This window comes from Halomonas sp. AOP30-A1-24 (assembly GCF_052378165.1).
GTDB lineage: Bacteria > Pseudomonadota > Gammaproteobacteria > Pseudomonadales > Halomonadaceae > Vreelandella > Vreelandella citrativorans.
This window is the reverse complement of the sequence record NZ_JBQSXL010000031.1, coordinates 14,399-35,642: the sequence shown is the minus strand read 5'-3', so window position 1 is coordinate 35,642 and position 21,244 is coordinate 14,399. Positions and strand designations below refer to the sequence as shown.

At 53.2% G+C, this 21,244-nt stretch carries 24 protein-coding genes; 16 read left to right on the top strand and 8 right to left on the bottom strand.

What is annotated here, in order from left to right:
- Window positions 1–35 precede the first annotated feature (35 nt).
- Window positions 36–575 (top strand): preprotein translocase subunit YajC, encoded by a 540-nt coding sequence (locus tag ACT3TJ_RS15445; protein WP_444622496.1) that lies wholly within the window; start codon window positions 36–38, stop codon window positions 573–575.
- An 8-nt stretch (window positions 576–583) separates the two neighbouring features.
- On the opposite strand, the gene slyA is transcribed toward ACT3TJ_RS15445, so the two are convergent.
- Both slyA and ACT3TJ_RS15435 read right to left on the bottom strand, forming a co-directional pair.
- A complete protein-coding gene (gene slyA / locus ACT3TJ_RS15440; protein WP_172118333.1) occupies window positions 584–1,036 on the bottom strand; it encodes a transcriptional regulator SlyA in 453 nt (150 codons plus the stop codon).
- Between the two features lie 74 nt (window positions 1,037–1,110).
- Window positions 1,111–2,265 carry a DUF5924 family protein gene (locus tag ACT3TJ_RS15435; RefSeq protein WP_172118355.1) on the bottom strand — a complete coding sequence of 385 codons (1,155 nt, stop codon included), beginning with the start codon at window positions 2,263–2,265 and terminating at the stop codon, window positions 1,111–1,113.
- Window positions 2,266–2,563: 298 nt separating this feature from the next.
- On the opposite strand from ACT3TJ_RS15435, the gene fadB reads away from it, so the two are divergent.
- Together fadB and fadA are read left to right on the top strand one after the other, a co-directional pair.
- A complete protein-coding gene (gene fadB, locus ACT3TJ_RS15430; RefSeq protein ID WP_444622495.1) occupies window positions 2,564–4,741 on the top strand; it encodes a fatty acid oxidation complex subunit alpha FadB in 2,178 nt (725 codons plus the stop codon).
- Window positions 4,742–4,765: 24 nt separating this feature from the next.
- A complete protein-coding gene (gene fadA / locus ACT3TJ_RS15425) occupies window positions 4,766–5,944 on the top strand; it encodes an acetyl-CoA C-acyltransferase FadA (RefSeq protein ID WP_444622494.1) in 1,179 nt (392 codons plus the stop codon).
- 53 nt (window positions 5,945–5,997) lie between these two features.
- Here the strand turns inward: fadA and ACT3TJ_RS15420 are convergent, their stop codons facing one another.
- Window positions 5,998–6,468, bottom strand: coding sequence for a flavodoxin family protein (locus ACT3TJ_RS15420; RefSeq protein ID WP_444622493.1), 471 nt, complete (start codon window positions 6,466–6,468; stop codon window positions 5,998–6,000).
- Window positions 6,469–6,701: 233 nt separating this feature from the next.
- On the opposite strand from ACT3TJ_RS15420, the gene ACT3TJ_RS15415 reads away from it, so the two are divergent.
- The 12 genes from ACT3TJ_RS15415 (at window position 6,702) to ACT3TJ_RS15360 (ending at window position 15,960) form a co-directional block, all read left to right on the top strand.
- Window positions 6,702–6,917 (top strand): hypervirulence associated TUDOR domain-containing protein, encoded by a 216-nt coding sequence (locus tag ACT3TJ_RS15415; RefSeq protein WP_172118329.1) that lies wholly within the window; start codon window positions 6,702–6,704, stop codon window positions 6,915–6,917.
- Between the two features lie 60 nt (window positions 6,918–6,977).
- A complete protein-coding gene (locus ACT3TJ_RS15410; RefSeq protein WP_444622492.1) occupies window positions 6,978–7,349 on the top strand; it encodes a thiol-disulfide oxidoreductase DCC family protein in 372 nt (123 codons plus the stop codon).
- Between the two features lie 40 nt (window positions 7,350–7,389).
- The gene (locus ACT3TJ_RS15405; RefSeq protein WP_444622491.1) at window positions 7,390–7,926 is read left to right on the top strand and encodes a hypothetical protein; all 537 of its coding nucleotides are present in this window, start codon (window positions 7,390–7,392) and stop codon (window positions 7,924–7,926) included.
- A gap of 66 nt (window positions 7,927–7,992) precedes the next feature.
- Complete coding sequence (locus tag ACT3TJ_RS15400; protein WP_444622490.1) at window positions 7,993–8,469, top strand: YbhB/YbcL family Raf kinase inhibitor-like protein; 477 nt, start codon at window positions 7,993–7,995, stop codon at window positions 8,467–8,469.
- Window positions 8,470–8,546: 77 nt separating this feature from the next.
- Window positions 8,547–8,888, top strand: a complete 342-nt coding sequence (locus ACT3TJ_RS15395; protein WP_444622489.1) for a zinc ribbon domain-containing protein YjdM — start codon at window positions 8,547–8,549, stop codon at window positions 8,886–8,888.
- Between the two features lie 253 nt (window positions 8,889–9,141).
- The gene (locus tag ACT3TJ_RS15390) at window positions 9,142–9,606 is read left to right on the top strand and encodes an SUF system Fe-S cluster assembly regulator (protein WP_172118325.1); all 465 of its coding nucleotides are present in this window, start codon (window positions 9,142–9,144) and stop codon (window positions 9,604–9,606) included.
- A 112-nt stretch (window positions 9,607–9,718) separates the two neighbouring features.
- Window positions 9,719–11,161, top strand: coding sequence for a Fe-S cluster assembly protein SufB (sufB, locus tag ACT3TJ_RS15385; RefSeq protein WP_172118324.1), 1,443 nt, complete (start codon window positions 9,719–9,721; stop codon window positions 11,159–11,161).
- A 79-nt stretch (window positions 11,162–11,240) separates the two neighbouring features.
- Entirely contained in the window at window positions 11,241–11,990 is a 750-nt protein-coding gene (gene sufC, locus ACT3TJ_RS15380; protein WP_172118323.1) for a Fe-S cluster assembly ATPase SufC, read from the top strand.
- Window positions 11,987–13,330, top strand: coding sequence for a Fe-S cluster assembly protein SufD (gene sufD / locus ACT3TJ_RS15375; protein WP_444622488.1), 1,344 nt, complete (start codon window positions 11,987–11,989; stop codon window positions 13,328–13,330). The genes sufC and sufD overlap by 4 nt, the downstream gene beginning before the upstream one ends.
- A 27-nt stretch (window positions 13,331–13,357) precedes the next feature.
- Window positions 13,358–14,623 carry a cysteine desulfurase gene (locus tag ACT3TJ_RS15370; RefSeq protein ID WP_172118321.1) on the top strand — a complete coding sequence of 422 codons (1,266 nt, stop codon included), beginning with the start codon at window positions 13,358–13,360 and terminating at the stop codon, window positions 14,621–14,623.
- Between the two features lie 26 nt (window positions 14,624–14,649).
- Window positions 14,650–15,219 (top strand): putative Fe-S cluster assembly protein SufT, encoded by a 570-nt coding sequence (sufT, locus tag ACT3TJ_RS15365; RefSeq protein ID WP_444622497.1) that lies wholly within the window; start codon window positions 14,650–14,652, stop codon window positions 15,217–15,219.
- A gap of 18 nt (window positions 15,220–15,237) precedes the next feature.
- Window positions 15,238–15,960 (top strand): SanA/YdcF family protein, encoded by a 723-nt coding sequence (locus ACT3TJ_RS15360; protein ID WP_193055125.1) that lies wholly within the window; start codon window positions 15,238–15,240, stop codon window positions 15,958–15,960.
- A gap of 3 nt (window positions 15,961–15,963) precedes the next feature.
- Here ACT3TJ_RS15360 and ACT3TJ_RS15355 read toward each other — a convergent pair whose 3' ends face one another.
- The 4 genes from ACT3TJ_RS15355 to ACT3TJ_RS15340 all read right to left on the bottom strand — a co-directional run bounded on the left by ACT3TJ_RS15355 (window position 15,964) and on the right by ACT3TJ_RS15340 (window position 18,963).
- Window positions 15,964–16,410, bottom strand: a complete 447-nt coding sequence (locus tag ACT3TJ_RS15355; protein ID WP_172118319.1) for a hypothetical protein — start codon at window positions 16,408–16,410, stop codon at window positions 15,964–15,966.
- Between the two features lie 88 nt (window positions 16,411–16,498).
- Complete coding sequence (gene rimK, locus ACT3TJ_RS15350; RefSeq protein ID WP_087111618.1) at window positions 16,499–17,407, bottom strand: 30S ribosomal protein S6--L-glutamate ligase; 909 nt, start codon at window positions 17,405–17,407, stop codon at window positions 16,499–16,501.
- 40 nt (window positions 17,408–17,447) lie between these two features.
- Complete coding sequence (locus ACT3TJ_RS15345; RefSeq protein WP_444622487.1) at window positions 17,448–17,888, bottom strand: ATP-dependent zinc protease family protein; 441 nt, start codon at window positions 17,886–17,888, stop codon at window positions 17,448–17,450.
- Window positions 17,889–17,925: 37 nt separating this feature from the next.
- Complete coding sequence (locus ACT3TJ_RS15340; protein ID WP_444622486.1) at window positions 17,926–18,963, bottom strand: DUF3549 family protein; 1,038 nt, start codon at window positions 18,961–18,963, stop codon at window positions 17,926–17,928.
- A gap of 287 nt (window positions 18,964–19,250) precedes the next feature.
- Between ACT3TJ_RS15340 and ACT3TJ_RS15335 the strand changes: the two genes are divergently transcribed.
- Window positions 19,251–19,583 carry a YqcC family protein gene (locus ACT3TJ_RS15335; protein ID WP_172118353.1) on the top strand — a complete coding sequence of 111 codons (333 nt, stop codon included), beginning with the start codon at window positions 19,251–19,253 and terminating at the stop codon, window positions 19,581–19,583.
- Window positions 19,584–19,748: 165 nt separating this feature from the next.
- Here ACT3TJ_RS15335 and putP read toward each other — a convergent pair whose 3' ends face one another.
- Window positions 19,749–21,239 (bottom strand): sodium/proline symporter PutP, encoded by a 1,491-nt coding sequence (gene putP, locus ACT3TJ_RS15330; RefSeq protein WP_193055123.1) that lies wholly within the window; start codon window positions 21,237–21,239, stop codon window positions 19,749–19,751.
- Window positions 21,240–21,244: the final 5 nt, after the last annotated feature.

The window sequence follows — 21,244 nt, the reverse complement described above, 5'->3', positions numbered from 1 at the left end:
TAACAGCGTACGACTGAAATAGGGTGGAAGCAGTGATGGTATGGTTAATTATCATTTTTGTATTGTTATTTGTGATGGCGCCGGTCATGTGGCTCAAGCCAAGCCCGCGTCAGGTAAGGCAAATGGCGTTGCGTAACGGTGCTAAGCAACAAGGGGTCAGTGTTAAAATGGAAAAACCCCCGCTGCACCATTTTAGGGGCACCATGCCCGCTTATCGTTGGCACTATCCTCAGGATGCGCCAGGCCCGGACTTTGTGCTGCTACGGGACAGCAATGCCAGTGCCGCACTAGAGCCCTATTATGCTGGCTGGCGTTGGCGTATTGCACCGTTGCGCGATTTACCTGAAAGTGCCAGTGCGCCGTTAAAAGCACTCCTGGAGCGGCTGCCTCAGGATGCACTAGTGATTGAATCGACGCCTTATGCGCTAACGCTTTGGTGGTGGGAGTCGCAAACCGCCGAGCGTTTCTCCACTTATCTTGCAGACGTAAAGCAATTAAAGGGCGCGCTAAGCGGTTTGTCGGACCAGCCGCTAGGCAAGCCGTTGGATAATCGAAACGGTGCGCATCACCGCTAGGTGAGCATCTAAGCAGTAGGGGGATCTTGCTCGCGCGCTTGAATGGCTAGCCCGTTTGATTCAATTATTGACAGCCATTCATTGAGCTGTTCAAGCTCACGCTCACCAAGCCCGACAAAGAACTCTTCACGGACTTGGGTGGCCACCGCATCAATTTTTTCTAAAAGCGGCATTGCTGCTGGCGTAAGGTAAATACGCTTGCTGCGCCGGTCACTATCACAAGCGCGTCGCTCAACCAGACCCTGCTCCTCAAGTTGACCCAGTGTACGAACAAGTGAAGGGGCCTCAACACCAATCACTCGCGCCAGGTCGCACTGGGGATGTCCCTCTCCCAAGCGCCAGATATGATAAAGCGTGACCCAGCGCGTTTGGGTAAGCCCCAAAGGAGCGAGCCTACGATCCAAAATTGAGCGCCACAAATGCGGCAGGCGTGCAAGACGAAAACCAATCGATGAAGCCATGGGCAACTCGCTACCAAAAAGTGGGAGGATAGATTGTCATTAGCTATGGCTTGGATTGCAAGCCATAGGCGGACTTAGTCGCTTGTCGGCGTGTCAGAACGTTCACTGCTTCCTGGCACAAAACGACGCAAATCAAGTCTGCTTAAACCGCTGGCGCGAATAGCGCTATCGGCTTTAGAGGCCTTTTGCAAGTCTTCCGATACCGTAAAACGAATCAGCCCCACGCGTTGACCACTATCAGTCATGATATCTATTCGCCAGTCACCTGATGGGTCAGCAGGAAAGTTAAGCTTATGACTCCATGCCCGATAACCCTGTTCACGCCCACCACTAATGTCCAGCCGGACGGTATCTAACGGTTCACCGTTGTGACGCCAGGCGTGGTAAATAGTTTCGCTTAATCCTCGTGGGGCACGGATCGCGGTATACACATAAAGGCCGTTTTCACGAATAGCATCTGGCGTCAGCGCAATGGAACCCTGCGGTTCTCGCTGCTGAATATCAAGCGAAGGGGAGAGCGCACTGCTGGTCAACCAAAGGCTTGCGGGCGGCACCCAAATACGGCCTATCCAGGCAGCATACGCAAGTGCAAGCGTTAGCCCTAGAAATAGGCACCAGCGTTTTAATGAGCGCTGCTTGAGTAAGTGCCAAAAGCTGGGAAGCGCTACCAGTACCATCAAAGACATCGCTAACAAAAGGCTTTGTCCGGTCGTGAGATGGAGCATGATCGGTAGCGTTACCAGCATCACCAAAAAAACGCACAGCGCATGGAAAATAAAATAGAGACTGCGCCAGCGGCCAGCTACCTTGTAATAAAGCGGATCGATAATTGATAACAGCGCCATGCCAATGACCAGGAGAGCAAATAGCGTTTGTCCGCTATTCCATACCGTCGTAATTAAAATGAACGGAAGGGTAAAAAACAGCGTCTCCTGGTGAATCATTTGGGCAATAAACGTAGTGGCGCCACGGTGCAGGGTAGGGTGGCCGCGCTTGGCCAGCCAGCGGCCAATTAAACTTTCAGAAAGCAGCAGCGTCCAGGTAAATAGCAGCCCCAGCGCTAGCGCCGCACCTAGCCACTGCTGACGGTCGACCAGAAAAAAACTGCCTACTCCCGCCGAAAATGCCATGGGCGGCCATAGCCAGCTCCAGGGTTTAATGCGCTCCACTAAGCGCTCGGTAAAGTGCTGAATGGCTTTTATGCGCGTCGGTGTTAACAGGGCGCCCATGAATATATGACCCATAGTGAAAAAAACATGATCCATGGGTTTCTGAAAAAAGTCGATGCCCAGTAGGTAATCGTCTTAATGTGTCCTTAATAACGGAATATTTGGGTGATGAGAAAGTGTACTTCCTGGCAGGGATTAGCCAAAAGTCAGGGCTTGACGTTGTTGGATAACTCAACCAAGCTAACGCTATCAAACGACCGTATGAAATGCTGGCGAGCCAGCCAGGGACTTGTCGCTAAAACTTGCTGCAAGAGTCTGCTGACAGGAGCGCCAGTTCAAACCTGTGGAGAGAGCACGGATGATCTATCAAGGCAATGCCATCACGGTGGAGCGTCGTGACACCCTGAGTGGCCATCACATCGCGCGGCTTATTTTTGATTTAAAAGATGAGTCCGTTAATAAGCTTTCCAGCGCTGTTATTACCGAACTGGGAGAGGCCGTTAGCGCTCTTCAGGCGGCAGATGACTTGCAGGGCCTGATGATTGGCAGCGGCAAAGACGCATTCATTGTCGGGGCGGATATCACCGAGTTTCACAGCCTGTTCACTAAAGGTGAAGCGTACCTTGAGGAGATGAACCTCAAGGTGCACGAGATATTTAATGCGATTGAAGATCTCCCTTTTCCAACCGTTGCCGCCATTAATGGCCTTGCCTTGGGTGGGGGGTGCGAAGTGCTGCTCACCACTGATTTTCGCGTGATGAGCGAAAAAGCTAAAATTGGACTTCCCGAAACCAAACTGGGCATTTTGCCGGGCTGGGGTGGTTGTGTACGCTTGCCACGCTTGATTGGCGCTGACAATGCGATTGAATGGATTGCCGGTGGCACTGAAAACCGCGCCGATGCGGCGCTAAAAGTCGGCGCTGTCGATGCCGTGGTCACGCCCGAGCAGCTAGAGGAGGCGGCGCTAGACATACTCGACCGCGCTAACGCTGGCGAGCTTGATTACCAGGCGCGCCGGGCAGAGAAAAAAGGTCCCTTAAAGCTCAATGCTATCGAACAAATGATGGCGTTTGAAACGGCCAAAGGGTATGTCGCCGGCAAAGCGGGCCCTCACTATCCAGCGCCTATTGAAGCTATCAAGGTTATTCAAAAAGGTGCGGGTGAAGAGCGCAGTCGCGCCCAGGCCATTGAGGCGAAAGCCTTTGCCAAGCTTGCGCTAAGCAGCGTGGCGTTTAACCTGGTCGGTCTGTTTATGAACGATCAGGTCGTCAAAAAGAAAGCCAGCAAGTATGAAAAGCAGGCGCAGCCTGTTAAGCAAACGGCCGTGTTGGGCGCCGGTATAATGGGCGGTGGTATTGCTTACCAAAGCGCCTCTAAAGGCACGCCTATCTTGATGAAAGACATCAAGGATGAAGCCATTGAACTGGGCCTGAAAGAGTCCCGTAAACTATTCGCCAAGCAGGTTGAGCGTAAAAAACTCACCAGTGAGCAAATGGCGGAAAAGCTGACCAATATTCGCCCCACGCTCTCCTACGGCGACTTCGGCAATGTTGATTTGGTGGTTGAAGCGGTTGTTGAAAATCCCAAAGTAAAAGGTGCGGTGCTCAGCGAAGTCGAAGAGATGGTAGGAGAGAATACGATCCTGACCTCCAACACATCGACCATTTCGATTAACCGCTTGGCTCAGAACCTGAAGCGCCCTGAAAATTTCTGTGGCATGCACTTTTTTAACCCTGTGCATCGCATGCCGCTGGTTGAAGTTATTCGCGGTGAAAAAACCTCTGACGCAGCCGTTGCGGCGACGGTGGCTTACGCTCGCGCCATGGGGAAAACACCCATTGTGGTGAATGACTGCCCCGGCTTTTTAGTAAACCGTGTGCTGTTCCCCTATTTCGGCGGCTTCAGCTTCCTGGTCGAGCAGGGTGCCGACTTCCAGCGTGTTGATAAGGTCATGGAGAAGTTTGGCTGGCCGATGGGGCCTGCTTACCTGCTGGATGTGGTCGGTATGGATACGGCGGTTCACGCTAATGACGTCATGGCGGAAGGCTTCCCGGACCGCATGGCGCGTGAAGGCAAAACGGCAATCCAGGTGATGTACGAAAACGAGCGCCTGGGCCAGAAAAACGCCAAGGGTTTTTATGCCTATGAAGAGGATAAAAAAGGCAAGCCCAAAAAAGTAACGGATGAGCAGGCCTACGCGTTAATCGAGGAAGTGGTTAGCGACAAAAAAGAGTTCTCCGACGAGGATATTATTGCCCGCATGATGGTGCCGCTCTGCATGGAGACGGTTCGTTGTCTGGAAGACAATATTGTTGATACGCCTGCCGAAGCGGATATGGCGCTGATTTACGGTATTGGTTTCCCGCCTTTCCGCGGTGGCGCGCTGCGCTATATCGACGCCATGGGCGTGGCGGAGTTCGTCAAACTGGCGGAAGGATTGGCTGAAGAGCTCGGCCCGCTGTACGCGCCGACTGAAAAGCTGCGCCAAATGGCGAAGAACAATGAGCAGTTTTATCCCGCCCCCGGTCAGGCCTAAGTCACCGCGAACAGGAGAAATAAGATGAGTTTGAATCCCAGAGATATCGTGGTGGTCGACGGTGTGCGTACCGCCATGGCAAAAGCCAAACATGGCGCATTTCGTAACGTTCGAGCGGAAAACCTGTCCGCTGCTGTCATGCAGGCGTTGTTTACCCGTAATCCCAATCTAGACCCTTCTGAAGTAGATGATGTAATTTGGGGCTGCGTTAACCAGACCCTTGAACAAGCCATGAACATTGCTCGCAATGCGGCGATCATGACCGGCATTCCACGCTCGGTACCGGCGCAAACGGTTAACCGTCTGTGTGGCTCCTCCATGACTGCGCTGCATATTGCGGCGGCGAATATCAAAGCGGGCATGGGCGATTTCTACATCATTGGTGGTGTAGAACACATGGAACATGTGCCCATGGCGCATGGGGTTGATGTAAATCCTGCGATTAGTAAATACGCCGCTAAAGCCTCCATGATGATGGGGCTGACCGCTGAGCTACTAGGTAAGATGCACGGTATTACGCGGGAAGATCAGGACCGGTTTGGCGTGCGTTCGCACCAGCGTGCTCAGGCAGCAATGGAGAAAGGCTACTTCGATAACGAGATTGTCGGTGTTGAAGGCCATGACCAGCGCGGCTTTAAAGTGCTGTTCAAGAGCGATGAAGTGATCCGCTCTGATGCAAGCTTTGAGTCCATGGCCCAGCTTAAGCCGGTGTTTGATCCGCGTAGCGGCACTGTCTCGGCAGGCACGTCGTCCGCGCTTTCCGTGGGCGCTTCCGCCATGGCGATCATGAGCTACGAGCGCGCCCAGGCGTTGGGGCTTGAGCCTGTTGCTAAAGTGCTTTCCACAGGTGTAGCTGGGTGCGATGCATCCATTATGGGCTATGGCCCGGTGCCAGCTTCTAAAAAGGCGCTGAAAGCCGCAGGCCTTTCGTCGGATGATATCCAGACTGTCGAGCTTAACGAAGCCTTTGCAGCGCAAAGTCTGCCGGTATTAAAAGACCTGGGCTTTTTGGATGCCATGGACGAAAAGGTTAACTTAAACGGCGGTGCGATTGCCTTGGGCCACCCACTCGGTTGTTCCGGCTCACGCATCAGCACCACGCTGCTTAACGTTATGCAACAGCGCGACACCACGTTGGGCCTGGCCACCATGTGTATTGGTATGGGGCAAGGGGTTGCGACGGTATTTGAGCGCTTGAAGTAACCAGCCTTATGCACTGATAAACGGCACCTATCAAGGTGTCGTTTTTTTTCGCCTTAAATAATCCCAGCCTCCAGGCTGGCAGCCACGGATAGCCCCAGCTCCTCGCATTGCTCGATAAAGCCTGACTGAAAGTCGCCCCGGCAAATAAGCGGCTCTTGTATGAGTCGCCAGCGCAGCCCGGTGGTAATGCTCTCAATGCCACGCTGAGTGCCGGTGCCATCGTGGCCTGCCCGAATATAAAACGCGAACGGTAAACCTTCGGTTTTATCAAGGCAGGCGTAGTAGCATCGATCAAATACGTCCTTCACTAACCCTGCCATATAGCCCAGGTTTTCAGTGGTACCGAGAATAATCGCATCGGCTGAAAGAATATCGTTCGGTTGTGTTTCAAGCGGGGTGAGCGATGTTACCACCACCTTTTCCACGTCAGGGTGGGACGCGCCGTGCACCACAGCCTCCAGCATCTTTTGTGTGTTCTCGGAAGGTGCATGTGCAATGATCAGCAGTTTTTTGCATTCCGCCATGGCAGCCTCTTGTCTAATGAGGTAAGGACACGCAAAGGCAAACAGCCATTCTTTAAAGTGGCGCGTTTACCGGATGCTAGGGTAGCAATCTGGCTCTTATGTGTCGTCACAGGTGAATACTTAGCGCTATGAGTGAGTACATCTACACTTAAGGTTCAGTGAACCAAATTCTGATAGGGATGGGGAATGACAGGGGGGAGAACAATAGAGGTGGAAAACAATAGGAGTGAAGAATGGCTAAGCGCTTCAAGGTGGGCGATCACGTAAAATGGAACTCAGAGGCTGGCTATGTAAGCGGGCATATCACTCGTGTACATACGCAGGATACGACCTACAAAGGTCATCACCGTTATGCCAGTGAGGAGGAGCCGCAGTATGAAATCAAAAGCGACAAAACCGATCATGTTGCGATGCATAAAGACGCCGCGCTTACTCTGATGGATCACTAGCGTTGCGTCGTGCCGTCGACGTGCCACACTTAACCCCTCAATGTCCGCTCCGAGTATTATATGCCCACTGACAACACAATTAAGGTCTACTACGATGCGGTTTGTCCCCGCTGCCGCAAAGACAGGCAGCGTTATGAGCATTGGGCAGGCGAGGGGGCAAGCGATATTCGTTGGTGTGATGTCAGTGAGCACCGGCATACACTGCAAGAGAAGGGTATAGAACCTGACACTGCGTTAAAGTCGCTGCATGTTGAGCAGGCTGATGGGGATATAGTAGAAGGCATTGATGCCTATCGCCTGTTAATGACTCGGGTTGTCTTTTTACGCCCGGTTGCGTGGTTGATCGGCCTGCCGGTGATTAAACCAGGGTTAAGGAAGCTCTATGATGGCTGGATAAAACGACGCTTAAAGCAGCAGGGTCGCTGGTCTTAAAAATGATGGTGGTAATTTGCATGGGGAGCCCATAGGAAACATGAAAATAAAGCAAAACATGTTATGTGTCCTGCTACTTGGGAGTGTGCTATTGGCAGGGTGTGCAGGCAAGCAACACAAGGCGACATCGACCGCACCTCAAGCGAATGATGAGCCTGTTCAGGCAGCACCTGTTGCAAGTTCCAGCAGTGTATCGGCGACTGACTGGGTGCCGCCGCTGTACATGAGCCCTGAAGAAGAGGCCGCTTACTATGTGAGCCGGCTTTCTGATCGCCGCTTCGTTTCCTATTACGGCGACCAGGACAACCGCCGGACCTTTTATATTGCCGCCGAGCGGTTAGGTGATATTGGCTTACCCGCAGTGCCACTTTTGTATGCGCGCTTGAATACCCAAGATGAGTACGAACAAATGCTGGTGCTTTACGCGCTTCAACTGGCAACACAAGATCCGCTGTTAACGTCTAAAACCGGTGGGAATTATGTGCAGCTACCCTCCGTGCTAAGCCCCGAGAGCAACGCAGAAAATGTGGTAATTGCGCAGCAGTGGTGGCAACGCAACGCGGGTTATCTGAATTAACGTTGATGCCTTGGATATTTACTACCACTCTGTAGACATAGTGATTGGCTAACCCGGGAGAAACTTATGGCATTTGCTTTGTCATCAATGGAAGTCACCAGCACCGCTTTTGAGCAGCATCAGGCGATTCCTGCCCGCTATACCGGGGAAGGCGATGATCTATCGCCTCCTCTTGAGTGGCATAACGTACCTGAAGGTACAAAAGGGTTTGCGGTTATTTGCCACGACCCCGATGCGCCGCTGGTAAAAGATGGCCGCTACGGGTTTGTTCACTGGACCCTTTATAACCTGCCCGGCGATATTGCCGGGCTGGATGAAAACACTCAGCTGGGCACTTGTGGCAATAACGACTTCGACAAGCAGGGCTACGGCGGTCCTATGCCCCCAGAAGGGCATGGTAAGCACCTTTACTACTTTTTAGTGCTTGCTTTGGATCAGCCAATGGATCTGCCAAAAGGTCTAAGTGTCGCGGCGCTATTTGAGAAGGTAGAGCCGCACGTATTGGGAATTGACCGGCTTGTAGGCACCTACCAGCGGGGCTAATGCCCCCTTGGACTGGAGCATTTTGCCTAACCGGTGTAGGCTCCATCGCTTTGCTGGTTTTTGTGATGGAGCCATTGATGAACGAATTACCTAATTGTCCTGCCTGCGCCTCAACGTTCACTTACGATGACGGCTTGCAGTACGTCTGCCCGGAATGTGGTAATGAGTGGTCGAAAACGGCGGATGCCGATGCCTCTGACGATATTCCCAGCGTACGCGATGCGAACGGCAATCCCCTTTTTGACGGCGATAGTGTGACCGTCATTAAAGACTTAAAGGTCAAAGGCAGCTCGTTGGTTGTTAAGGTCGGCACGAAGGTTAAGAGTATTCGTATTGTTGAAGGTGATCATGATATCGACTGTAAAGTTGATGGCATTGGCCCCATGAAGCTTAAATCTGAATTCGTTAAAAAAGCCTGATGCTCAGTTAATCAGGTGCTGAGCCATAACAAGCCTATCCCTGGTGGATAGGCTTTTTTGTGGGATAGCCAATAAAATTCTTAAATGATAATGATTGTTGTTTTTGATGGTAACGGCGGCGAACGTGCCAGAACTTGACGCAATTTGCCAAGAATTGGGCAATAGGGCTTCACATCGATTTTATACAGGACTAAAATGGTACCCAATTAACACGCAAGCCAGCCTGATGATTTGCTGGCTAACGGGAGTCGCTATGCTCAAGCTTTCTCGGCTGACAGATTACGCCGCTGTTGTGATGGCACAAATTGCGCGTCACCCAGAGGCATCGCATACGGCAGCTGACTTGGCGGAAGACGTACAGCTACCGCACCCAACGGTAAGCAAAACGCTTAAGATGTTGGTCCGAGCGGGGCTTTTAGCGTCACAGCGAGGGGCGCAAGGCGGTTATCGGCTTGCCAGACCCGCGTCACAAATTACCGCAGCGGATATTATTGCGGCGATTGAAGGCCCTGTCGCGATGACCGAGTGCAGCCATGCCCAGGGAGAGTGCGAGTTGGTCGCAACGTGTGGTGTGGCCGACAATTGGCAGCGTGTATCGCTCGCGATTCGTACCCTGCTTGAAAGCGTAACGTTAGCCCATTTGGCGGCATCATCGCCTCTCAAGCTACCCGTACAATTACCAATTCAAAGTATCAACCTATCGGCGGTATCTGCGTAGCTCTGGATATACAGGGTTCTGAACATACGCAAATCCCGATAAGCGTTGATACGCATTTATTTATAATTGACGGCGAGCGGTGCTCGCCACCAACTGCCCGGAGGGTAACACCATGGCAACCGAAGAAATGGAACAGTTGGTTCGTCGCGAATACAAAGATGGCTTTGTAACCGATATTGAAAGCGACACGCTTCCACCCGGTCTAGACGAAAATACCATCGCGTTTATCTCCAAGAAGAAGGGTGAGCCGGAGTGGATGCTTGAGTGGCGTCTTGACGCTTACCGCCAGTGGTTGGCCATGAAAGAGCCTTCCTGGGCGCATCTTGATTATCCGCCTATCGACTACCAGGCGATTTCCTACTTCAGTGCGCCCAAGCGCCCCGAAGATGGCCCGCAAAGCCTCGACGAAGTAGATCCCAAGCTGCTGGAAACCTACGAAAAACTGGGTATTCCACTACACGAGCGGGCGGCGCTTGCCGGCGTTGCAGTTGATGCGGTATTCGATTCAGTATCCGTAACGACGACCTTTAAAAAGGAACTGGCAGAAGCCGGTGTTATCTTCTGCTCCATTTCTGAGGCAATCCGCGATTATCCCGAGCTGATCAAGCAGTATTTGGGTACCGTCGTGCCGGTGGCCGATAACTACTTTGCCGCGCTTAACTCAGCCGTGTTTACCGACGGCTCATTCGTATTTGTTCCTGAAGGCGTTACCTGCCCGATGGAACTATCGACGTACTTCCGTATCAATGCGGCCAATACCGGCCAGTTTGAGCGTACGCTGATCATTTGCGAAAACCGTGCTCAGGTTTCTTACCTGGAAGGTTGCACCGCGCCGATGCGCGATGAGAACCAGCTGCACGCGGCCGTTGTTGAGCTTGTCGCATTAGATGATGCCTACATCAAATACTCTACCGTCCAGAACTGGTACCCCGGTGATGAGAACGGCAAGGGCGGCATCTATAACTTCGTGACCAAACGTGGCGACTGCCGTGGCGCGCGTTCACGCATTAGCTGGACCCAGGTTGAAACCGGCTCGGCCATTACCTGGAAATATCCTTCCTGCGTGCTGCGCGGTAAAGACAGCATTGGTGAGTTCTACTCCGTTGCCGTTACTAACGGGCGCCAGCAGGCCGATACCGGTACCAAGATGATTCACATTGGTGAAGGCACGCGTTCCTATATCGTGGCCAAAGGTATTTCGGCAGGTAAGAGCGACCAGTCCTATCGCGGCCTGGTGAAAATTGGCCCGCGTGCCAAAGGGGCGCGTAACTTCACGCAGTGTGATTCGCTGCTGATTGGCGACAAGTGTGGCGCTCACACCTTCCCGTATCAGGAAATCGGTAACAGCACGGCAACGATTGAGCATGAAGCCACCACCTCAAAAATTGGTGAAGATCAGCTGTTCTACTGCCGGAGCCGGGGTATTTCCGAGGAAGATGCGGTCAGTATGATTGTTAACGGTTTCTGTAAAGATGTTTTCCAGGAGCTACCGATGGAGTTCGCGGTAGAGGCTGAAGCGCTCTTGAACGTGACATTGGAAGGCGCGGTAGGCTAATCGTTTAGCCGGATTGCCGTACACATTACTTTGATACGCGTCGCGCCAGCGACTCGCCAGAATTAGAAGGTTTATGACTATGTTGCAAGTAACTGATTTACACGTCACCGTTGAAGACAAGCAGATCCTTAAAGGGCTTACCCTGACCATCAACGCCGGTGAAGTACACGCCATCATGGGGCCTAACGGCGCGGGTAAATCAACCCTGTCAGCGGTGATTGCAGGTAAAGATGGCTATGAAGTCACCCAGGGCAGCATCACCTTTGAAGGTAAAGACGTACTTGAGATGGAAATTGAAGAGCGCGCCCAGGCAGGCCTGCTGTTGGGTTTCCAGTACCCGGTTGAGATCCCGGGAGTAAAGAATATTTACCTGTTGAAGTCAGCGCTGAACGCCCAGCGCAAGGCGCGCGGTGAAGAAGATATGCCAGCGCCTGAGTTTATGAAGCTGGTGAAAGAGAAGCTTGGCTCTATGAAAATGGATGCCAGCTTTCTGCAGCGCGCGGTTAACGAAGGCTTCTCTGGCGGCGAGAAAAAGCGCAACGAAATTCTCCAAATGCTGGTGCTTCAGCCTAAACTCGCCATGCTGGATGAGATCGACTCCGGCCTTGATATAGACGCCATGAAAGTGGTCGCCGACGGTGTTAACAGCCTGCGTGCCGAAGAGCGCGCGATTCTGTTGGTAACCCACTATCAGCGCCTGCTTGACTATATCGTTCCGGATAAAGTCCACGTCCTGGTTGATGGCCGTATTGTTAAAACCGGTGATGCCGAGCTTGCCAAAGAGCTTGAGGCCAATGGGTACGAAGGTATTGAGGAGTCTGTGGCATGAGCGATACGCAAACCTTTCTGGACACGCTAAAAGCGCGTAGCCAGCAGCGCGAAACGGAGCCGTCGTGGATTGCTGCGCGTCGCCAAGCGGGCGCTGCTCGCTTTGAAGCACTGGGCTTTCCCACGCGCCGTGATGAAGAGTGGAAATATACCGATGTTCGCACCATCGCTCAGGGTAACTTTACACTGACCGATAATGGCGACTACTCACCCGCTCAGGCAGCAGCATTAACGCTACCTGTCGCGGCTTATCGGTTAACGTTTGTTGATGGTGTTTATACCCCTGCGCTGTCGGATATCGACGCACTGCCCCAGAGCGTTCATGTTATGCCACTGTCAAAAGCGCTTGCTGAAAATCACGAAGCGGTGGGTGGCCCACTTGGCCGCTTAACAGGCGTGGATTTCTCTCCCTTCGCAGCCTTGAACACCGCGTTTATGGAAGAGGGCGCTGTGGTGCGTATCGCTCCGGGTACGGTGGTCGATAAGCCTATCGTGCTGCAGTTTCTCTCCAAGGCGCGCAGTGCGCCGGTGATGAGCCATCCACGTATTCTGGTTGAGGCGGGTGGTCGCAGTGAAGCCACGTTGATTGAGCACTATTGTGGCGATCAGGACGCAGCCAACTTCACCAACATTGTGGGCGAATTTATGTTGGACCGTGGCGCTATCCTGAACCACTACAAGCTTCAGGAAGCACCGCTTAACGACATGCATATTGCCAGCATGCATGTTGAGCAGGGGCGCGATAGCCGTTACACCTCGTATAACCTGAATCTGGGGGGGGCGCTGGTGCGTAACGACCTGATCAGTGACCTTAATGGTCAGGGGGCCGAAACCAACTTCTTTGGCCTGTTCTTCGGTCAGGGTCGTCAACATGTGGACAACCACACCAAGGTCAATCATAACGCGCCCTTGACGTTCTCCAATGAGAACTACAAAGGCATCCTGGATGACCGTGCGCATGGCGTGTTTAACGGTAAGGTGTACGTTAAGCGCGATAGCCAGAAGATTGAAGGCTTTCAGAGCAACCAGAACCTGCTGCTGTCTGACCGCGCCCAGATTGATGCCAAGCCTGAGCTGGAAATTTATGCCGACGATGTGAAGTGCTCTCACGGCACCACGACCGGTCAGTTGGATGAAGAGGCTATTTACGCGCTGCGTACGCGTGGTATCGATGAGGCGACGGCGCGGGGGCTGTTGACCTTGGCCTTTGCCGGTGAAGTGCTGGATAAAGTGACGCTGGATGAAGTCGCTGAGCGCGTAGAGCTTGCGGTTGCCGGTAAATTGCCGGAACGCTTTAACCTGGCTGGCCTGGTAGAAACGGCCGTCGCGCTCAACGACTAAGCGCTACGGCCTACTAAGGAGTGATGAATGTCGTCTACGGTACTTGAGAAAGCGACAGCGAATGGCCAGGCACCTTTTGACGTTCTGGCACTACGCAATGACTTCCCGATCCTTCGTCGGGAAGTGCATGGTAAGCCGCTGGTCTATTTGGATAACGCTGCCACCAGCCAGACGCCTCAGCAGGTAATAGACGTGTTTAGCGATTACTACTCGCGCTATAACGCGAATATTCACCGTGGCCTGCATACGCTAGCCGATGAGGCGACGGTGGCGTATGAAAACACACGCCAGCGTGTTAAAGCGTTTCTCAATGCTGAAGAGGCGCGCCAGATTATCTTCACGCGTGGCACGTCGGAAGCCATTAATCTGGTAGCTCAATCATGGGGTCGTACCCACCTGGCAGCAGGTGATGAAGTATTGATCTCACTGCTTGAGCATCACTCCAATATTGTACCGTGGCAGCTATTGGCGGCTGAGCGTGGTTTTACCATTAAAGTGATTCCGGTGGATGAAGCGGGGGCACTGGATATGGCGGCTTACCGTGCGCTGTTAAGCGAGCGCACTAAATTGGTCGCCGTGAATCATGTGTCTAACGCACTGGGAACCATTAATCCGGTAAAAGAGATGGCGGCACTTGCCCACCAGCATGGTGCGGTCATTCTAATTGACGGCGCGCAGGCGGCACCTCATCAGGAAGTGGATGTACAAGCGATTGATGCCGATTTTTACGCCTTCTCTGGCCACAAGGTTTACGGGCCAACAGGCGTCGGCGTACTTTACGGTAAGCAGGCACTGCTTGAATCCATGCCGCCCTGGCAAGGCGGTGGTGAGATGATCAAGACGGTCTCCTTTGACGTTGGCACTACCTTTGCAGATATTCCGCATAAGTTTGAGGCAGGCACCCCCGCCATTGCTGAAGTCATTGCCTTGGGCCGCGCACTTGAGTGGGTCGAAGGTGTTGGCGTCGCGGCGATTGGAGAGTGGGAAGGGGTGTTGCTTGAACATGCCACTCAAGGCGTAAAGCGCATTGATGGATTGCGGATTGTGGGAACCGCGCCGCACAAGGCCGGGGTGCTATCGTTTGTCGTTGACGGTGCACACTCCCAGGATATTGGTCTGTTGATCGATCAGTTAGGCGTCGCCATACGTACCGGTAATCACTGTGCGCAGCCGCTGCTTCAACACTTTGGCGTGGATGCTACGTGCCGAGCATCGTTTGCGGCGTATAATACCCTCGAAGAAGTGGAGGTGTTTATTGCCGCTCTCAATCGCGTTATTGGCATGGTGCGTTAAGGCAATCTATGAGTAACGAGAAAGCTATGGACATCGAGCAAATCGCGAGCCTTGAGCGGGGCCAGAAATTGCCACTTCAGCGTGACGTGGAAGCTATTGCGATTCCCTTTGGGAAAACGGATATCCTGGCGGAAGATAGCGTTGTTAGCGTGATGCAAGCCAAGGGCAGCTCGGTCAGTGTTGGCTTTGAAGGGCGCCTCTATCTCATAGAGGGGCGCAATTTAGATGCCTTGGGGCTTGAGGCGTTACCGCGCCCGACCCTGCACGAAAATGCCAGCGAGGAAGAAATAGAGCAGTTTGTATGGAACCAACTACGGACCTGCTTTGATCCGGAAATCCCGGTTAATATCGTGGATCTCGGGCTGGTGTATGGGTGCCGTATTGAGCGGCTGATTACGGGCGAACAGGTCGTGACGATCCGTATGACGCTGACCGCTCCTGGCTGTGGGATGGGGGATGTCATTGCGGCAGATGCACGTAATAAAATTCTCGGAGCGCCCCAGATTAGCAAGGTCCATACCGAGATTGTGTTCAGCCCCTCCTGGAACCGTGACATGATGAGCGACGAGGCGAAACTTGAGCTTGGCATGTTCTAAGCGCCTCAGGATCGCCGGATGCACAGCGTCTTGCTAAGGTGGATCAAACGCCTGCTAATGTCGCTAGGAGCGTTATTGCTGCTGGCGGCATTGCTATTTGTAGGCGGTAATTTATGGGTAGTAGGTAGCACGGCACGCTACATCGAAAGCCAAGTGCTTGAGTGTCGCCCTGCGGATGTAGGAATTGTATTTGGCACCTCCCACTGGACTCGTAGTGGTCTACGTAACCCGCATTTTCATGCCCGCATGCGTACGTCAGCCCTGCTTGCCAACGAGCAGCGCGTGTCTCATTTGTTGCTGTCGGGGGATAATCGTACCCAAGCGTATAACGAGCCGCGTGCCATGTGGCGTGATTTGCATCGACGAGGCGTACCTGCCGAGCAGCTCACCATGGATTTTGCGGGGTTTAGTACCTACGATACGCTGGCGCGAGCCCGCGACGTTTTTCAGCTTGAGCAGGCGCTTTTGGTGACCCAAAGCTGGCATTTGCCGCGCGCGATATTTATTGGTCGCGCACTTGGGTTGGATGTAACGGGATGCGTTGCAGAAGAGAACCCTGCAGCCGATGAGTGGCGTTTGAGAGCGCGCGAATGGTTGGCGCGAGTTGCGACGCTGGGCGATATCTATATATGGAATCGGCAGCCTTACTTTCTGGGCCCACCCGAACCCATTGAGCTTCAAAACGTCGTGCCATTCACTGCGCCGACGCTTGATAGGCTGGAACCAGAACAAGTTTTATAGAGCTTAGCGCTTTGCTTTACGTTTTTGCAGCGTATAAAGCTCGCGAATAAGCTTACGGCACCCCTGCATGCACTCATCCACCACCGGCTCAATAGGGTCGGGTAGCGGGTGGGTAAACAGGGTAGATAGTGCCTGCATCAAAACTCGCTCTTGCTCTAACAGCTCGTTGATTAATACCTGGCTATCGTTGCCCACAAAGCTTTTTAGACGGCTCCATAGCCATAAAAAATCATCGCGTTCAACGTCAGCATCTCGCGGCAGCATCTTTAAATGTGCTCGTGCAAGTTCCTGGAGAGAGCGCATCTGCTTTAAGCGCGCTGTATAGTGCGGCTTCAGCGCATCACGCAGCGAGGGGCGCAGGCGTTCGATATTGTCCTGGAAATAATCAATGCTGTCGGCCAGCGCTTCTAACACACTGTCCATCGCCACTTGGCGATTGTCGAGAAACATGAGCGTCTACCTCCTTCGGTGACGCAGATTGTGGGGGGGGCAGCAAATATTTGCCACCCCTCATACGGATTATTTTTGGTTTTTTCCCTTAACCTTTAGGCTTGGGCGGCGCTTTACGATTTGGAGAGGCATTTTTTTCAATATGTTCAATGATCAAGCCTGCAATATCCTTACCGGTTGAGTTCTCGATACCCTGAAGGCCTGGTGAGGAATTGACTTCCATAATGACCGGCCCGTGGTTAGAGCGTAAAAGATCGACCCCCGCAACGCGTAGGCCCATGGCTTTGGCTGCCCGAATGGCCGTTGAGCGCTCTTCCGGCGTAATCCGAATAACACTGGCCGTGCCGCCCCGGTGTAAATTAGAACGGAACTCGCCTTCTGCTGCCTGGCGCTTCATGGAAGCGACGACTTTATCACCAATAACAAAGCAGCGTATATCCGCGCCGCGAGCTTCCTTGATGTACTCCTGAACCATGATGTTGGCCTTCATGCCCATGAACGCTTGAATCACCGATTCAGCGGCCTGGTTGGTTTCCGCCAATACAACGCCGATGCCTTGAGTGCCTTCCAGCAGTTTGATGACCAGTGGGGCGCCTTTAACCATGGTAATCAGGTCCGGAATATCATCCGGCGAATGGGCAAAGCCGGTAATCGGCAGCCCAAGTCCCTTGCGCGAAAGCAACTGGAGCGAGCGCAGCTTGTCACGGGAGCGAGTAATGGCAACGGAGTCATTAATAACGTAGGTGCCCATCATTTCAAACTGACGCAGTACCGCACAGCCATAGAACGTTACTGAGGCGCCAATGCGCGGGATTACAGCATCGAACGGCTCAATTTCCTGACCCTTGTAGTGAATAGAAGGGTGGTGAGATGCAATACTCATGTAGCAGCGCAACGTGTCAACAACGCGGGCCGAGTGCCCACGCTGCTCAGCAGCCTCGATGAGGCGACGTGTCGAGTACAAATTGCGATTACGTGACAGTAGTGCGATATGCATTCAGGACTCCGGGCCAAATAAAGGGCTAATCGTCATTAATTTAAGGCTCGCCATGTAAAAATGCAGCGCCCGGGGCCACTAGCAGGCGGCGCATGGCGCGGCGCCCTAATAGCATGGCGTGACGCATATTGCTGCGATCTGTCAATGTCAATTCAACAGGAAAGCTCAGTTGACCCATTTCCATCATCGTACGAACAACATATCGCCATTCACTATGCCCATTTGAGCTGGTCACCCGGCGTCTATCATGCAGATGCATTTTTAGGCGATGAGCGGGCGTTTCTGGCCCACCGCTATGGGTGATAAAGCTAATCCATAGCTGCCCATGCTCATCTTCATGTGTTTCAATTTCCTCGGCATGCAGTGCTGATGTACGTGCCCCGGTATCTGCCTTACAGCATAGGTGAAGCCCCAGCTCAGGCAACGTCACCATCTCGCGGCGGCCAATAACCGCTTTAGCCTGATAGGGTAGTTCCTTCACGGCTGACTCCTTGAAATTCGTTAATAGCGCTGCCCATTTAACGGCTAGCCGCTGATGTCATGGCCGCCATACGTCGCTGTATGGCCGAACCGTTAGGGGCATCTCGTAACGCTACCATTATTGGTAGCCGTAAACGCGGTATTAAAGCAAGGTCGCGCACGACCGCAGAAAAGTTGGTCCGTTCATCCTCCGCCAAGCGGCTCAGGAAAAGCGGTAAACGATGCGCGTCTTCCAGTAAGAGCCAACCGCGGCCAGCCATCGCAGCCAGTACATCGGGTCCACACGCATGAGCGTCTTCCAGCAAGCTTGTATACCAGTCGCCTACGCTTGGTTGGCACGTGCTACCCACCGCACGAATACAGGCGCAGAGCGTTTCAACATCGCCTTCACTCGCCGCTTTTTCACCTATCTCACGCAGCGCCAACACTATCGACGCCACTGCTAGAGGCTGATGCTCTAAACAGTAGCAGAGTGAGTGCACAACGCTAGTGGGTAGGGTGGCGAGCCGGGGGGCCAGGGTGTTGGCCTGGGAATCATCCATGCGTGCCGTGAAATCGGCGATTCCTTGAAGCCCTAGTGCTTGCCAGTCAATGGTTTGCTGGCCGGTCAGATAGGCTTCAACAGGCTCGAGATGTTGGCTGGCGGGCAGTTCACGCTCTTGCGTTGCGAAGGCGTTGAGCACTGCCTGGAAGGTTACGTTAGGCGTAAAGGCGAGCGGATTATCCGTCATTAAATGATCCACGTCTTTAGCGTTCTGGCCTACGTATGCAACATTTTTCCCCAGGGTTTCCATCAGGCGATTTAAAAATCCATCGCGCTGAGCGGGGGAGAGCAGCCCCTGCTCGTCAAGAGGAAGCGCTAAAAACCATATCGCCGGTTCGGGCATGTCGCCTAGCCGAAATATGGCCGCGAAGCGTGCCTGACCTTGCCAAGGCTCGGGCCAGGCACATTGGCCACGCTCAAAGCGACTCAGTGTCTCACGCGAGCAGGCACTCACGCGTCGGCCCATATAATAGAGCGAAACCTCGGCGCCACTACGTGTAAAAAAATCATCAATGGTCTGAATCGGTTGCATGATGTCCTTCCGCTTTGCAAGTCTGCACTCTACCTTGACCGCTGCACAGTGTCAGCCGTAACGGTCGATAAATTGGTGCTTTTTTATACGGATGATCAAAAAATGAACAACTTCCTGCAAGCCTCTTGAGAGTAGCGTTAGCGAGACCTTTCCATAGTTTATCCACAGCCTCTTGCAGGTTTTCTGTGAATCGGTGAATAACCTGAGTTGGCGGGGGATAAAGTGGTAACTCGTGGACAGAGTTGGGATAATGGGCATTAACCAAACTGATTTGATACAAGGTGTATATGAGCGTCCATCAACAGCTTCAAACCGCGCTTCTTGAGCTTGAAGCCGCCATGAAGGCCGCCAATTTATGGCGCGTCCCCACGCCGGATGTAACGGCGTTCGCAAGCCAGGAACCCTTCTGTATTGATACGATGTCGCTGCCCCAATGGGTGCGTTTTGTATTCGTGGCACGGCTGAATGCGCTCGCCGAAGCGAAAGCGCCAATGCCTGCGAAATGCGAGGTAGCCCCGGCAATGGCCGCCTATCTTATTCAGGAAAAAGTACGCCCCAGCGACCAATGGCTGGTCGTGCGTGCTTTTGAGAAAGTCGACCAGCTGGTTACCGAGAATTAATCGGTAGTACGTCGCCTTGTATGCGTTGCGTCAGAATTCGTTGGTGACGCATCCAAAAGCGATGACCGACGGGTGACCGATCAGTTGCGCGTTTGTTAGTACCGTTGTGCAATACGAAAAGGCCACCTCGCGGTGGCCCTGGTAACGCTCTATTTATCTACTGCGTTAGGACTCAATACGCTGATATTCACCGGCATCAGCGGTCATGCTACTTACCACCATAATGGCGATGAAAGAAGCGATGAAGCCGGGGATGATTTCATAGATGCCGGGGCCACCCATAAACTCGCCGTTCCAACCCAGTGCGATCCAGATAATAACGGTGAGAGCACCTACTACCATGCCTGCAATGGCGCCCGCTCCGTTGGTGCGTGGCCACATTAGTGACAGAATGATTAAGGGACCGAAAGCGGCACCAAAACCTGCCCAAGCGTTACTCACCAGGCCGAGTACCTGTGACTCTGGATCAGAGGCGATAATGGCGGCTATCAGGCCTACCAGCACGACACAAATCCGGCCAACGGTAACGGTCTGCTTTTCCGATGCTTGTTTGTTCAGGAACAGGCGGTAGATATCCTCTGTCAGTGATGAAGACGCCACCAGAAGCTGGCTGGAAATAGTACTCATCACTGCCGCCAGAAGGGCCGCAAAAAGGAAGCCGGTCACCAGCGGATGGAATAAAAGCTCTGCCAGGATAATAAAGATAGTTTCGGGATCCTGAATTTCCAGGCCATTACGAATAGCGTAAGCCCGGCCAAAAATACCGAGCGAGATGGCGCCAATCAGGGAAATAGCCATCCAACCCATACCAATATTACGGGCGGTAGGCACATCTTTCAGATGCCGGATAGCCATAAAGCGCACGATAATATGCGGCTGACCGAAATAACCCAGCCCCCAGGTCACCGCCGAGAGCCAGCCAATAAAGGTCAAGCCCTCTGTCCACGACAGTAGCGTTGGATCGACTTCATTAAGGGTCTGGGTTGCTTGGCTGAAGCCTCCACCGCCTTCGCCGAACAGCACCACTGCGGGCATGATAATTAGCGCCAGCATCATAATGCAGCCTTGTACAAAGTCCGTCAGGCTTACGGCCAAAAAGCCGCCCACTACGGTGTAGACAAGTACCACGCCCAGCGTGATGATGATGCCGGTTGCATAATCGCTTAGGCCACCAACATTCACCAAGCCAGAAAACGCACTTTCGAATAGCTTACCGCCAGCCACCAAGCCTGACGCGGTGTAGACCGCGAAGAAGATGACGATGACAATCGCCGAGACCGTTTTCAGTGACATTGCCCGGGTCGGGAATCGGTTAGCCAAAAAGGCGGGGATGGTGATTGCATTGCCATAGTGAACGGTCTGTTCACGCAGGCGGGGTGCAACCAGAAGCCAGTTGAAGAAGGCCCCGACGAACAGACCGATGCCGATCCAGGCAGAGCCCAGGCCCGATACAAACATCGCGCCAGGTAAACCCAGCAGCAGCCAGCCACTCATGTCTGAGGCACCCGCTGAAAGAGCGGCTACTTTAGGACTTAAGGTACGGCCGCCTAGCACGTAATCTTCAGAGGTGGATGTCGATGTGCGCATCGCATAAAGCCCGATGCCGATCATCAGCGCAAAGTAAGCAAAAAGGCTGATCCAAACGCCAATAGCCATGAAAT